The organism is Companilactobacillus bobalius (assembly GCF_009764355.1).
In genome coordinates this window covers 47,744-62,774 of sequence record NZ_LNUA01000009.1, presented here as the reverse complement: position 1 = coordinate 62,774, position 15,031 = coordinate 47,744, and the positions used below count along the sequence as shown (strand labels likewise).

Annotated in this window: 13 protein-coding genes; 5 read left to right on the top strand and 8 right to left on the bottom strand. The window is 36.4% G+C overall.

Annotated features, from left to right (window positions below; translation table 11 throughout):
• Positions 1–95: 95 nt before the first annotated feature.
• Positions 96–1,841 carry a 1-deoxy-D-xylulose-5-phosphate synthase gene (locus ATN92_RS01320; RefSeq protein ID WP_056955126.1) on the top strand — a complete coding sequence of 582 codons (1,746 nt, stop codon included), beginning with the start codon at positions 96–98 and terminating at the stop codon, positions 1,839–1,841.
• 367 nt (positions 1,842–2,208) lie between these two features.
• On the opposite strand, the gene ATN92_RS01315 is transcribed toward ATN92_RS01320, so the two are convergent.
• The gene (locus tag ATN92_RS01315; protein WP_056955124.1) at positions 2,209–2,913 is read right to left on the bottom strand and encodes a glucosamine-6-phosphate deaminase; all 705 of its coding nucleotides are present in this window, start codon (positions 2,911–2,913) and stop codon (positions 2,209–2,211) included.
• A 180-nt stretch (positions 2,914–3,093) separates the two neighbouring features.
• Here ATN92_RS01315 and ATN92_RS01310 point away from each other — a divergent pair, with 180 nt between their 5' ends.
• Both ATN92_RS01310 and ATN92_RS01305 read left to right on the top strand, forming a co-directional pair.
• Positions 3,094–3,945, top strand: coding sequence for an alpha/beta fold hydrolase (locus ATN92_RS01310; protein ID WP_056955122.1), 852 nt, complete (start codon positions 3,094–3,096; stop codon positions 3,943–3,945).
• Positions 3,946–4,024: 79 nt separating this feature from the next.
• Positions 4,025–4,837 (top strand): hypothetical protein, encoded by an 813-nt coding sequence (locus tag ATN92_RS01305; protein ID WP_056955120.1) that lies wholly within the window; start codon positions 4,025–4,027, stop codon positions 4,835–4,837.
• Positions 4,838–5,089: 252 nt separating this feature from the next.
• Here ATN92_RS01305 and ATN92_RS01300 read toward each other — a convergent pair whose 3' ends face one another.
• Positions 5,090–5,602 carry a hypothetical protein gene (locus ATN92_RS01300; protein WP_056955116.1) on the bottom strand — a complete coding sequence of 171 codons (513 nt, stop codon included), beginning with the start codon at positions 5,600–5,602 and terminating at the stop codon, positions 5,090–5,092.
• 149 nt (positions 5,603–5,751) lie between these two features.
• Between ATN92_RS01300 and ATN92_RS01295 the strand changes: the two genes are divergently transcribed.
• Complete coding sequence (locus ATN92_RS01295; protein WP_056955114.1) at positions 5,752–6,309, top strand: cysteine hydrolase family protein; 558 nt, start codon at positions 5,752–5,754, stop codon at positions 6,307–6,309.
• Between the two features lie 37 nt (positions 6,310–6,346).
• Here ATN92_RS01295 and ATN92_RS01290 read toward each other — a convergent pair whose 3' ends face one another.
• Entirely contained in the window at positions 6,347–8,377 is a 2,031-nt protein-coding gene (locus tag ATN92_RS01290; RefSeq protein WP_056955112.1) for a KUP/HAK/KT family potassium transporter, read from the bottom strand.
• Positions 8,378–8,582: 205 nt separating this feature from the next.
• On the opposite strand from ATN92_RS01290, the gene ATN92_RS01285 reads away from it, so the two are divergent.
• Positions 8,583–9,758 carry an ammonium transporter gene (locus ATN92_RS01285; protein WP_056955111.1) on the top strand — a complete coding sequence of 392 codons (1,176 nt, stop codon included), beginning with the start codon at positions 8,583–8,585 and terminating at the stop codon, positions 9,756–9,758.
• 47 nt (positions 9,759–9,805) lie between these two features.
• On the opposite strand, the gene ATN92_RS01280 is transcribed toward ATN92_RS01285, so the two are convergent.
• From ATN92_RS01280 to ATN92_RS01260, 5 genes are all read right to left on the bottom strand, one after another.
• Positions 9,806–10,564, bottom strand: a complete 759-nt coding sequence (locus tag ATN92_RS01280) for a DUF1003 domain-containing protein (protein ID WP_056955109.1) — start codon at positions 10,562–10,564, stop codon at positions 9,806–9,808.
• A gap of 362 nt (positions 10,565–10,926) precedes the next feature.
• The gene (locus tag ATN92_RS01275) at positions 10,927–12,114 is read right to left on the bottom strand and encodes an NAD(P)/FAD-dependent oxidoreductase (RefSeq protein WP_056955106.1); all 1,188 of its coding nucleotides are present in this window, start codon (positions 12,112–12,114) and stop codon (positions 10,927–10,929) included.
• Between the two features lie 83 nt (positions 12,115–12,197).
• Entirely contained in the window at positions 12,198–13,346 is a 1,149-nt protein-coding gene (locus ATN92_RS01270) for a cation:proton antiporter (protein WP_056955105.1), read from the bottom strand.
• 8 nt (positions 13,347–13,354) lie between these two features.
• Entirely contained in the window at positions 13,355–13,942 is a 588-nt protein-coding gene (locus tag ATN92_RS01265) for a TetR/AcrR family transcriptional regulator (RefSeq protein WP_054642725.1), read from the bottom strand.
• Between the two features lie 133 nt (positions 13,943–14,075).
• Positions 14,076–15,008, bottom strand: coding sequence for a glycosyltransferase family 2 protein (locus tag ATN92_RS01260; RefSeq protein ID WP_056955103.1), 933 nt, complete (start codon positions 15,006–15,008; stop codon positions 14,076–14,078).
• Between the last annotated feature and the right edge of the window lie 23 nt (positions 15,009–15,031).

The window sequence follows — 15,031 nt, the reverse complement described above, 5'->3', positions numbered from 1 at the left end:
AAATTTTTTTGACAAATGTTCTTGACCTAAAGGTTACTTTAAGTCGTAGTATGAAAACATCGATAAAAAAATTGAGGAAAGTAGGAAACAAATATATGGAAACATCAATTTTAAATACAATTGATCAACCAGCTGATTTGAAGAAATTGGATTTGGCTCAATTAACACAATTAGCAACTGAAATCCGCCAAGTATTGCTTAATAAAGTTAGTCAAACTGGAGGTCACGTTGGTCCAAACTTGGGTGCCGTTGAATTGACGATTGCTTTTCACACAATATTTAACTCACCAACTGATAAAGTTGTTTGGGATGTTTCGCACCAATCTTACACCCATAAGATTTTAACAGGGCGTAAACAAGCTTGGCTTGATCCAAAACATTTTGAAGATGTTAGTGGTTATACTGCTCCAGAAGAAAGTCCTCATGACTACTTCAATATTGGACACACTTCAACTTCAATTGCTTTGGCAACTGGTATGGCTTCGGCTCGTGATTTGCAAGGTAAGTCTGGTAATGTGATGGCTGTTATTGGGGATGGTTCACTTTCAGGTGGTCTAGCTTTAGAAGGTTTGAACATTGCCGCTACTTTGAAGTCTAACTTGATTATTCTAGTTAATGACAATGGTATGGCCATCGCTGAAGATCACGGTGGTATGTACGAAGGTCTTAAAGAACTACGTGAAACTAACGGTCAAAGTTCTCATAACTTATTTAAGGCTATGGGCTTAGATTACCGTTACGTAGCTGATGGAAATGATATGCAATCAATGTTGGATGCTTTCAAAGCTGTTAAAGATATTGATCATCCAATCGTGTTACATGTCCAAACAGAAAAGGGTCATGGTTATCAACCAGCAATTGACCACAAAGAGGCTTTCCACTGGCATGTACCTTTTGATTTAAAGACTGGTAAGACTTTGCACCCTGTTACAGGTGAAACTTATAACGACGTTATACATGCTGAATTAGAAAAAGAAATCACTGAAGATAAGACACCAATCACAGCAATTACGGCTGCTATTCCAGGTTCTTATGATTTGAAGAGATTTGGACGTAAACATCCTGACCGTTACTTTGATGTCGGTATTGCTGAACAAGAGTCAATTACTTTTGCGGCTGGACAAGCTCAACAAGGCATGAAACCAATCGTTTTCCATTCAGGAACATTTTTGCAAAGAGCATATGATCAATTATCTCATGATTTGGGTATTAACAAACTACCTGTAACAATCATGGTTTCTGGTGGTAGTATCAGTGCGGGAGATCCAACTCATCAAGGAATCTTTGATATTGCAATGTTGAGTAATATTCCTGGATTAACTTACTTAGCTCCAACTACTAAGGAAGAATTAACCGCTATGATGCACTGGGCTCTTCATCAAAATGTAGGTCCAGTTGCTATCAGAGTACCAAGCAATGGTGTTCATTCTGCTGCTTTGAATAATTTCGATGCACACAAGATGAATGTTTTGAATTCTGGTAAGAAGGTTGCGGTTCTAGGACTTGGTAGTTTGTTACCATTAGCTGAAGAAGTGCAACAACAATTGAGTAAAGAAGATCTTGATGTAACTGTCATTGATCCTCGTGATATTTCTGAACTTGATGGTGAAACTTTGAGTAATTTGGAAAAGGATCATCAATTGGTTGTTACGTTGGAAGAAGCTAGTTTAAGTGGTGGCTTTGGTGAAAAGGTCAGTCGTTTCTATGGTGATACGGACATGCATGTTCTTAGCTTTGGAGCTGCTAAACGTTTCAATGACCGTGAAACTACTGCCGAATTATGGCATGAGTTTAAATTAACTCCAGAACAAATTGTAGCTGAAATTAAGGCTGCTTTATAAACTTAAAAATTCCGTCTTCCACAAAAATCAAAAATGCTGGTGGAACGCTGTGGGCGCGGCTTGAAGCTAATTATTCCGCACTTCGTGCAAAATAATGGATCTTCAAGACCGGCCTCATTGTAACCGGCGGAGCCGCTAACAATGATTTCACAGCTGACCGCATTTTTAATTTTTGCTCCAGACTGGTAAACGATTCTACTTATTAATCTCTTTTAAAATAAAAATAAACGGCATCTATTTAGAACAAGCGTATTACATTACTTTTCTAAATGGATGTCGTTTTAAGTTACTGGATTAATGAGGAACCAATATTTTTCATAAAAAAATAGTCCTAAAATTAATTAGGACTATCGGTTAAATTAATCAATTATTTTAACTTTGATGCAGCAGCTTCATCAATGATAAGTGTTACATCTGGGTGGTTTTGTAGAGCACTTGCTGGGCAGTCTTCTGTAACAGGACCGTCAACGGTAGCGGCAATAGCATCAGCCTTAGCTTCGCCATAAGCTAGAAGAATGATCTTCTTAGCTTTCATGATTGAGCCAATACCCATTGAGTAGGCAAAGCGTGGAACGTCTTTTTCATCTTCGAAGAAACGTGTGTTAGCTTCGATTGTTGATTCTGTCAAACCAACTTTTCTAGTTGTACCGTCTAATGGTGAACCTGGTTCGTTAAAACCAATGTGACCATTTCTACCAATACCTAAGATTTGAAGATCGATAGGATTTTCTTCGATGATCTTGTCGTAAGCTTTTGTAGCAGCTTCGGCATCAGGATTTGAACCATCAGGAACGTATGAGTTCTTGAAAGGTTTCTTGTTAAATAGATGTTCTTTCATGAAATAGTGGTAACTTTGTTCATTATCGGGTTTCAAACCAACGTATTCATCCAAGTTAACTGAAGTCATGTTAGAAAAATCAAGGTCGCTGCTTGTCATTTCATTGTAAAGTGTAATTGGGCTACTACCAGTTGCCAAACCAAGAACCTTAGCACCGTTTTCGATATCGGCCTTCATAAGTTTAAAAGCTTCTTTGCCACCCATTTCTGTATCTTTAACTTTAATTATATTCATCTTCAAAAATCTCCCATCTCTATTTATCTGGTCTAGTCCAATCTAATGCATTTTCTGTAAATTGTCAATAAAATAAGTTAATTAAATAAAAATAAGTTAAAATCCCGATAATCAATGCAAAATCTTCACATTTTAGGTATATTTTTTACTATAGAGATAAAACTAAAGAGGCAGAATAATTTGGAAAAAATATTATCTACATCCGAAGGCAGTGTAAATACAAATTTGATTGGATCAATCCACAGTGACAAGATTATTATCTTGGTTCCTGGAATTGATGGTTCAATCGATTATTTCAATGAAATGATTCCTTACTTGAAAGACAAATATACCGTTGTTGCGTTGGATTTGCTTGGCCAAGGCAAGTCTAGCAAGGTTAAAAGTGATAACTATACAATTGATTCTGAAGCTTGGAACATGTTGGAAGCAATTGCCCGTTTAAAGATCGTTAAACAGTTGATTATATTCGGTTACGGTGTTGGTGGATTGATTGCTGTTAATATGGCAGAACTTCGTGGTTTTACTATATCAAAATTAATCCTGTTGAATACCCCTGCAACCGATAAATATTCCGATATGGACGCATCGTCTTCTGTAGCGGCTATTCCATTGCTCGGAAAATTGGCTAAGTCACCAGTTAAAGCTGGCCTTTACTTTGATAAAAATTTTGACCGTAAGAGTTTGTCCAATCCAAAGATTGTTGACGAAGCTGCCAATATGGTTGATCACAAAGTAGCTAAGAAGCTACAAAAGATGTCAGTTGATTACTTGAGTGAGAAATTCTTAAACAAGCGTCTACGTACGATCAAGATTCCAACTTTAGCTATGTATGCCGATGGCGACCAGATTTTGGGTGAAAAGGGTATTAAAGATGCCAAAGCCACAATTGGTCGAGTACCTGGTTTACAATTAGTCGATATTAAAGGTGCCGGACATTTGGCAATGTTGGAAAAGCCTAAGGAAATCGTTGATAAGATTATCGCTTTTGACGAAGAAAAAGTTGAAAGACAACAAGTTGATATTGAAGAATAAAGTACTCCTTTAAGGGGTGCTTTTTTAGTCTTTACTAGTTGACAAAAAGTGCTAAATTCTGGTTATAGGGGGCTGGAGTATGAAGTACTTACGTGCTTTTCTGTGTGCTTTAGGGATGATATTAGCAATTAGTATAACTTCTTCAAATGCCCACGCAGACGTTGAAGATGGGCCTAATACGGGTGATTACGTTTATCAGTACAAAGCAATCATTACTAAAGACCAGTATGCAAAATTAAATCAGATCAATCGACAGATCAATATTGGTGTTCATCCACAACGACTAAATCTAATAATTGTTAAAAATACAGATGAACTTGGTGACAATATAAATATAGAAGGTCCAGATGAGTTTAATTTCATGTCGAAGAATCGAGCGCTGGATTTGAATGATACTAGTGAAGTTGATAATCCAGATATTTCGAAGAATTGGGCTAAAAATAGTAGCTATCTAATTTTGAATCTTCAAACAAATTTACTTTATTTCTATCCGACTTATCGAAGTGGCGGCTACATTTCTGATATTAAATATTGGCAATATCGGATGGGGCTGAATGGGAGAATTAAATATGTGAGTCCACAAGGGAAAATTGATGCCGCCTTGGTAGTAGCGCAAAGAATGGTGCCACGAATGCAAAAAATTGCTACTAGTACCAGTAAAAAACGACTTTATTCGACAAGTTTTAATGATTTAGTCGGATTGGGTAATACATTATCGATGGTAGCTTTCGTCTTACAATTTGTAGTTTTTTTCATTTATATCAAATTCCGTAAAAAAGGCGACTATCATGGACCAAGTGAATCAATCGATAGTCCTTACGATCAAGGTTTTGATGAAGGATATTTTATGGGTCGTAGTGAAAATCAAGATGATCACTATGATGAAGATTAGGGGGAAAAATGTCAGTCATTTACTATTATTCTTTCTTTGCAATATTAATTTTTTGCATGGCAGTTTGGCACTATATAGCTGGAATCCTTTTTCCAATTAGACGAAAGCCTACCGCTGAAGATATTCGTTTTGTTAAAATTTGCATTACGTTGGAACGTTGGTTAGGATATTTTATTTTGATATATTGGTTTTATTACATTGCAGACTAAAAAAGAGATATAAGCTGTTCATTCGAACAGGTTGTATCTCTTTTTATTTGGAAACTTTAACAGGTTTGATCAAATTACGATGTTTTTGCGAACTAGCGACGGGAACATAGCTTTTGTTATCTTTGTAGACGAATTGAATAACGTCATCGTTGTTGTGTAGCTTTTTAGCCTCATCGGAAATAATTTTTTGGATTGAAGCGATATAGAGTTGTTGGTTACGAGAAGATTTATCATTCTGAACAGCCTCATAAGTTGTCTTGAGGTACTTTTGAGTTTGCTTATCCGTCAAAATTACTAGAATGACTGTATGAGGATTCTTACTGTTTTTATCGTTGATATTGTCTTCTTGCTTGATAGAAGCGATTTTACCATTACCGTTGAATTTTTGATCCAAATCTTTTTTGACCTTAGTGTATTCAACTTTAGGTTTATTGGCAGTAGTCGTGTTAGAAGTTCTGAGTGTGAAAAAGGAAAGTGCAGCAGCAAAAATCACGACACCAATAAGAGCGATAATGAGGTATTTGATCTTGATGGGTTCACGATAATTTTTATGCATATTAAGACCCCTAATTCTTAGATTAGGGAAATTATAACATATGCATCGGTTTCTGATTTTATACGTTTAAGCGAATAAATTGACTTCACAAGGAAGATTTTGAATAATCGCAATGTAAGTAAATAACAAGAAGAAAGTAGGAGAATACTATGTCTTCACACCAAGCTTTATTAGTTATTGATTATACGAACGATTTTGTCGCTGACAAAGGTGCTTTAACTTGCGGCAAGCCGGGGCAAGAAATTGAACCTAGAATCTTTGATTTGGCTGAAAAAATGTATCAAGAGGGTGATTGGATTTGGTTTCCAACTGATGTTCATAAGCCTAATGATACGTACCATCCAGAAACCAAATTATTTCCAATTCATAATGTGCGCGGAACTTGGGGTCGTGAATTGTATGGTGGAATTAAGGATTGGTACGATGAACATAACGATGGTGAGAGGGTAAAACTTTTCGATAAGACTCGTTATAGTGCCTTTGCGGGAACCGATTTGGATCTTCGTTTACGAGAGAGAAAGATTGATACTTTGCATTTAGTTGGTGTCTGTACAGATATTTGTGTCTTGCATACTGCGGTTGATGCTTATAATTTAAACTATAAAATTGTGGTACACGAACAAGGTGTAGCATCATTCAACCAAGCAGGTCACGATTGGGCTTTAAATCATTTCAAGAATTGCCTAGGTGCGGAAGTTATTAAATAAAAATAAAGACAAGTAATCATACTTTGATTACCTGTCTTTATTTGTTTTGAGGTTTAACATCATTTTTAAGTTCCTTTTCAGTTAGATATTCATCAGTTTGGCTGCCAAGGAATAGTGGAACCTTCTCTTCAACTACGTCACTGAATTCCAAACCGAACCAGAGTGATGGCGAAATGGTAATGTTTTGTAGCAATAGTCTTCCACCAATCAAAAGACGATCGAGACTGTTCATTTGCTCCTGGGCGCCTAAATCTTGGAACTGTTGATTTTGGATAATGAATTTGAAAGAACCCACATGACGGTTAGTAACCATTGAATAGTTTGGCGTTTGATCATCAATAATATGCTTTCTGATTAAAGCGTTGATGATCTGACGGATGTAAATATTAACGTGTTGAGATTTTTTGAAACCGAGATTTAATTGAACATTAACCACATTACGAGTATGCATCATGTCAACGGTATAGTTGCATTCATATGGGGCATTAGTTTGGTTAACGGTGATGAACCAGTAAACTCGAGCCCGTTTAGGCGTTTGATCCAAAATTGAGTAAATAACGGACCGTTTGATGGTGTAATCTTCACCCATTTTGATCATGTAAACCAAGTTGGTAGCGTAAGTTGGAATCGAGGAATCTTGACTTAATTTTTCTAGTTGAGGGAGATAGTCGAGTAAACTGACGTTTTCACTTTCAGCTAGATAGGCGTCACGGCGTTTATTACCAAAGTACCAGATAACCATAATTGCTAAAATGGCACAGGTAATAATGACCGTTACATAACCGCCATGAACGAATTTAATCAAGCTGGAAAGTAGGAATAGTCCCTCTAGAGCGATAAAGAAAATCATGAAGATATTGGCAAAATGACGATGCTTTTTCATGATTAAAAATTGGTGCAATAGAACAGTGGTCATTAGCATTGTCAAAGTAATTGCCAATCCATAGGCTGATTCCATGTGTTCTGAAGAACCGAATCCCCAAACAATACCTATCGTTATAGCGCATAACATCCAGTTGATAGTACCAATATAAAGCTGACTTTCGAACTTTCCAGGAAACTTTACCTTTAAACGAGGAAGAATCTTTAAACCAATGGCTTCCTGAACTAGTGTGAATGAGCCTGTGATCAGAGCTTGGGAGGCAATGATGGCAGCCATTGTAGCAATTACAATTGCGAAAACTTTAAAGTCTTCTGGTAACATTTCGTAAAATGGATTAATACCAGAAATGTGGTTATAAGCTTTGTTTTGATAGTTAGTTATAACCCAAGCGGCTTGTCCAAAGTAATTTAGCATTAACATTAAATATACGTAGGGCCAAGTAGCGTAGACGTTGTGTTTACCGACTTGTCCCATATCAGCATATAACGCTTCTGCACCGGTAGTTGCCAAGAAAACACTACCGAGAATGAAGATGCCAACCTTATTGACAGGACTGAAGAGGACTTCAATTGCATAAACTGGTAAGAGTGCTTTTAAAACCGAAGGGTCATTAGTTAAATTTAAAAAGCCGGCAACACCGATAAAACTAAACCAAATAAACATAATGGGACCGAATGAACGACCGATTCGATCCGTTCCGGATTTCTGAATAATGAAAATGGTTAATAAAATTACTGTAACAATAATCAAAACGGATGATTGCTTACTGGAGAATACGATATTACCAAACTGTTGACCTTTGATACCTTCAATCGCTGAAGTTACGGTAACAGCTGGTGTTAAGGTTCCATCTGCTAAAAGAGCGGAGCCACCAATTAGAGCTGGTATGATCAGCCATTTGCCTTTAGTACGAACTAAAGCGTAAAGAGCGAAGATGCCACCTTCTTCGTTGTTATCAGCTTTCATAGCAATTAAAACGTACTTGATAGTGGTAATGAGCATAAGTGTCCAAAAAATTAGTGAGACACTGCCTAAAATATATTCAGGTTTAGCGTCTGCCATAGTACCAGCATCGTTTATGATTGAGTTCATAACATAAAGAGGTGAGGTTCCAATATCGCCGTAGACGATACCAAGGGTAATCAACATACCTAATAAGGAAAATGATGACTTTCTCTTTTCCATGGCTATCGCTCCTTTGTTTTAAATGAATATTATTATATTTGAAAATTATTCATTCACTAATACGCCCCTATTATAATTGTTCAAATAATAATTAAAAATTTTAACGCTTATTAATAAATGTAAATTGGTATACATGAAATAAAAATCGTAATATAATACTTGAAAAATAGAGAAGAAATTACTAAATACAAAGAATGTGATAATTATGACACTTGATTTCATGGTTTTAGCCATCATGTTAGTTTGGATAATGGTTCCCGGAATCGCAGTCTTTTACAGCGGTTTTGTACCAGAAAAGGACGTCAATCGGATCCTTTTCAATAGCTTTTTGATGTTTGGTATAGCTGGATTGTTGTGGGTGGCAATTGGTTTCTCAGCCTCCTTTGAGGGCAACTTCCTAGGCATAATTGGTAACTTTAAACATCTCTTTTTGTCAGGACTAGACTTATCGTCTACTTTCGGAACTACAGGCCTACCAACTTCAGTTTATTTACTCTTTCAAATGATGTTTGCAATTCTCACACCAGCCCTTTTTCTTGGTGCTGTAGCAAGTAGGGCACGAATTAAATTCATTGCCTTATTCGTTATCTGTTGGTCGCTATTGATTTACTATCCACTAGCTCATATTGTTTGGTCACCTAATGGTTTTCTAGCTCAATTAGGGGTTTTGGATTTTGCCGGGGGAACAGTCATTCATATTGATGCCGGAATTACAGCGATGATTCTAGCCATTATGTTGCGTGAACCCTATAAATACGATAATGAGCATGCAAAAGGAAATACAATGTGGATCCTGATGGGGACAGTTCTACTATGGATCGGTTGGTACGGATTCAATGCAGGCAGTGCCTTACAATTGAATAATCAAGCTCTAAATGCCTTCTTTACAACAACAGTAGCTGCCTGTTCAGCCTTAGTAATGTGGGTTATTTTGGAAGATAAGTACAAATCTCATGTGACTGTTAATGGTATTTGTACCGGAAGTATTTGTGGACTAGTTGGTGTTACTCCAGGAACTGGCTATGTAACTATTTGGGGAGCATTTATCATTGGAATTATTTCTGCCGTTGGTAGTTTTTACTTTATGAATTATCTCAAATATAAATTACATTTAAACGATTATTTGGATATATTTGGATGTCACGGTGTTAGTGGAATTATTGGTTCTATTGCAGTAGGCTTGTTTGCTACTAAATCAGTCAACCATAACGTTATAACTAATGGACTATTTTATGGTGGTGGTATCAAGTTATTGAGTATTCAAATTCTGGGTGCTATCTTTACTATTATTTTCGTATCGGTTATGGCCACAATTATCATAGTAGTTTTGAAGAAATTGTTTAAAAATAATATTGGAATTAAAAGGACTATTAATAACTAAAAAATACGTGTTGAAGAGAACTCAAAGATTCGATTCAACACGTATTTTCACTTGTGAGAATGTCTAGTAGAGCGGTTTTCCTGTGCTTGTTTTTCGGCTTTTAGAGATTGAATTTCATTTTCAATTTCGCTTAAGACTTCAATTTGCATTTTTTGAATATCCAAGATATGAGGCCATTGGACTTCGTTAAGTTGATCCATCTTTTCGTGAAGGACTCGAATTTCCATTTCTGACTTGGTATTAGTACGATAATCATTCTCGGAATCAAAGCGATCACGATCAGCTTGTCTGTTTTGGCTCATCATGATGATAGGGGCTTGTAAGGCGGCCACACAGCTCAAAAATAAGTTCAGGAGTATAAATGGATAGGGATCAAAACTAATACCAAAGAGGTGCAATACGTTGATTGTCATCCAAAGGATAATAATGATTGAGAAGGTAATAATGAATTGCCAACTACCACCGAATTTAGCGACTGCATCAGCCATTTTTTGACCACGAGTCCTTTTTCCATAAACAGTATCGTTGATATTTTTGATAACGTAGGTATCTTTTTCGAGTTCTTTTTGTAGTTGGTCAGACATTTGATGATCAATTTTTAAATCTTGGTCGATAGTTTTTTGCATTCTATCAATGCGTAATTTTTGCAGATCTTTGAGGCAAATGAAGGAGGATTCCTTCGCATATTTATTAGTTTGTATTACTTGTTCTTTTAAAAGATCACTTAAATCTCTTAAAAATAATCCTTCTGTGATTGTGAAACGATTGCCGCAGATGACGCATATTTGATTCTTTTTAATTGTCATAATCTACACATCCCTTGGAGTTATTCAAGGCCAGTATATTATTCGCTTGTGGGTAAAGCAAAAAATAAGCTGAATTCCTCAAAAAAGGAATTCAGCTTATTTTGATAACTGTTGTTTTTATTGAGAATAGCCAAAGCTTTTGGCGATATAGTGGAAACGAGTTCTACAAGCCAGATTCCTGTGCTTTGCCTGACTTCGCAAACTGCCTACTACGCAGTCAATTTACAAAGTCCTGCAAATGCTCGGAATCTAACCAGGCTTGTTCCACTCTCTAATGAAACGAGTTACACAGGGGCACCTCATTGCGGTTTGCTATAGAACTGAAATCATCCGCAAATTCCCAGGCCTACTGCACTCTCTTTCTAAATAGTTCCTTTTCTAATTGCGGTCTTTAATCCGGCGATTTCCATGATTCCTCTATCTGCTGATAAATGTTTCAATAATGATGCGATTGAACCTTTGAATTTGAAGTTCTTGCCTGTAATTTCGGCAATACCATGGTTTTGGCCTAATGAGGCTACAGTACCCATTGACTTGTAAACGAATGGTTTCAAATCTTTGCCATTCAAAGCTGCAGCAATGTTGAAGGCTGCTCCGGCTCCTTCGGCTGTGGCTAATTGTCCTGTTGTTGGATATGGACGTTTTTCACCCTTAGGAATAATAGCTGAATCATCACCAATAAAGTATGCTTCTGGATGTGCTTCTAGGTTGAGAAATTCGGTTGTCATAACACGATTTCTTCTAGCTTCAATGCCTGAATTTGTGATAACGTCACTACCACTAACTCCGACTGTCCAAAGGATTGTACTTCCTTCAACACTCTTTTCTGTATCACCATCCATATAAACAACGGCTTGTTTTTCAATCTTCTTGATCTTTGCGCCAGTCAAGAGTTTGATGCCATTCTTGTCTAGATATTCAACGGCATAGCTAGCAAGGTTCTCATCGAACATTGGTAGAATTCTTGTTGCCATTTCTAGACAGGTTACTTTGATTTCTGGTACATCATATTTTGCTTTAAGAATCTTAACTGTATCAACTAATTCACCAAGAATTTCTACTCCAGTAAATCCGGCACCACAAACAATAATGCTGAGGTCTTTAGGATCTTGTGATTCTTTATAATTAGCGATGTTCTTATTAATTGTCTTATAGATATTTTGTGCTGATTCCAAATCTTGAAGGATCAAGGCATTTTCACTAGCACCTTCAAGTCCGAAGTCTTCTGAACGGAAGCCTAGGGAAACTACAATATAGTCATAAGTAATGTCCTCGTGGTCTGAGAACTCAACTGTCTTGTTGTCTAAATCAAGCTTAGAAACAGTTGCCTTGATGAAGTTAACATTTGAAGGTAGAACCGAACGGATATCAAAACTAATTGCATCAGCGCGATTGGTGCCGGCTGCAATAGTATGCAAAGCAGTTTTTTCTACATGCTTGTCATTTTTATCGATTAAATCAATTTGTGTTCCTGCTGGAGTGCTTTTGGCTAGATCACGTGCAGCTCTTAAGCCACCGTAGCCAGCTCCTAGTACTAAAATGTGTGCCATAATTAACCTTCTCCTTCTATTTCGAAATTAAATGTTTACGGTATCATTATATCTCGTACATTGATTTAGTGGTAACTATAAGGCTAGAGAGGATTCTTGCTGATAGAGTGCTTCAGGAAAAATGGTGAGATGATCGTAATCAAGATAACACTAATGATTACAGCGGAGTAGTATTCTTCAGATAACAAGTGGGCGCTAAATCCTATTTGACCAATGATCAAAGCCATTTCACCACGAGAAATCATTCCCGAACCAATGACATAAGAATCTTTCAAATCGAATCCTGATAATTTGGCTCCAAAACCGGCACCAAATAATTTTCCAACGACTCCTGTAATAGTGAAGAATACGATTAACCAGAAATCCTTAAGGAAACTACTAAATTCAAGGTTGAGACCAATACTAATAAAGAAAACGGGAATAAAAATACTATAACCGATAGCTTCAATATTGCTTCCAATTTTTTCCTTGTAGTACTTTGAATTAGAAACTGCAATTCCAGCAACAAAAGCACCTAAAACAGCATCCAATTCAACTTTGTCAGCAATATAAGCCATCACGAAGCAAATTACTAGAGCAAAAATAGTTGGTGCCTGGGTAGCCTCAATGTAATCCGCTAAGTGAATTATTTGAGGTATGACCCATTTGTGTAAAACAACGATCAAAACGCCAAAGAGAATCCAAAGTCCCAGCAGCATTAAGATTTTTTTCATTGAAAAAGCGCCAGTTAAAGTTCCTGACATAACACTTAAAATAGAAATAGCTAAGATATCATCGACCACCGCGGCACCTAAAATAACGGTTCCTGAAGCGCTGGATAGGTAGTTGAGACTCTTGAGTACTTCAACTGAGATTGAAACTGAAGTTGCCGCAAAGACAACGGAAATAAAGATGCTTTCTTTAAAATTAATACCGAAAATTAGTGAAGTCATTAACGTTAAAGCTACTGGCAAGATAACACCAAAAATGGCTACGGTAACACTTGGTACGAGATGCTTTCGTAGTAATTTTAGGTTGCTCTCTAAACCAGCTAAAAACATTAATAAAATGACACCAATTTCGGCAAATAAATTAACATTGTTATCAGCTTTAACAATGTTCAAAACACCCTTACCCAAAATAACGCCCAAAATTAATTGCCCAATAACAGCAGGTAAATTCAGACGATTGAAAATGTGGCTAACAACTAATGTGAGAAATAACATCAATGCGAGCAGAGTTATGAATTCCATATCGACCTCTATTCTTTTTTGATGCCATTGATAAAAATATTGATAACGGTATTCAAGTTAGCAATATTACGCTTCCTTTTGGCATCGTTATATTCAATGTAAGGCAGTAACATTGTTAGAAAAGTTCCGACTTGAACGGGAATGGCTAAATCAGAACGTAGCTCACTTTTATGTGATTGGAAAATGTTGAATAACACCTTATAATAGCCACCATCCCAGTTATTATTGATGTTTGTTCGTTCCTCAACGGTAAAGAAATTTTCAATATCATTTCGCATAACGAAATAATTAATTCTAAAATTCTCTATCATATATTTTGACATATGAAGCAGTAGTTCTTCAAATGGCAAGTCTTTTTGTTGACTATATTCCTCAAGTAAATTCTTACTAAAACTGTTGACCGAGTACTCAATAGCCTTGATATAAAGCACCTTTTTATTCTTATAGTAGTGATACATATTTGGTTGAGTAATATTTAACTCCTGAGCAATCTTACGCGTAGATGTAGCTTGATATCCTTGTGAAAGAAACATTTTGGCAGCGACTTGTAAAATAGCGTTCTTAGTATTCTCAGCTTGTTGATCCCGTACATTCATTTTTATTAACCCATCCCTTGATCTATTCGTCTAACATTATATCTTAATATTTGTCGCTTATCATGTGATAACGGTTGAACTATTTTTAGTAATAAAAAATGCCAGAACCACACAAGATTCTGACATTGAGTTATTATTTTTTATCTTTAACAATATAGATAGGGCGCTTTTTAACTTCGAGAAAAATTTTACCGATGTATTCACCAAGAATACCGATACTTAGCAGTTGTATACCACCGATAAGAAGAACGATGGAAACAATTGAGGCCCAGCCATTTACGCTGCTAAGAGGATTAACGATTTTTCGAATAATAATAGCAATGATAGCTAAAATTGAAGTAATTGAGAAGATAGTTCCCATCCAAGTAGCAAACATCAAAGGACCCTCTGAGAAGTCGACAATTCCAGTAATAGCGTACTTGAAGAGTTTCCAGAAATTCCAAGAAGTATTACCAGCCACACGTTCGCGGTTCTTGTAAGGTAAGTACTTAGTCTTGAAACCAACCCAACTAAAAATACCCTTGGAGAAACGATTATACTCGGTCATTGACTTGATGGCTTCAACCATTTGACGTGTCATCAACCGATAATCTCTAGCACCAGGAATGATTTTAGTTTGAGACATTTTATTGATGAGTTTGTAAAAGCCGTTGGAGAAGAAGGAGATAATCTTGTTTTCACCTTCACGATCCATTCTAGCAGTACCGACACAATCATATTCTTTCTCTTCAAGGAGATCGAACATCTCTGGTAACATTTCAGGTGGATCCTGTAAGTCAACATCCATAACGGCGACATAGTCACCGGTTACTTCGTTAAGACCGGCATAAAGCGCAGCTTCTTTACCAAAATTTCTAGAGAAGGAAATGAAGTGAACCTCATCGCTATGATCTTGTTGTAAGTCTTTTAAAATGGAGTAGGTCTTATCTTTGGATCCATCATCAACAAACCAATATTCGAATTTGAATTTATTGGTTTGATTTTTAATCTTTGTCATTGCGTCATAGTAAATATTGATAGATTCCTGTTCATTAAAACACGGAACAATAATAGATATAGTTTTCATAATTGTTTTTTCCACTTTCGCCA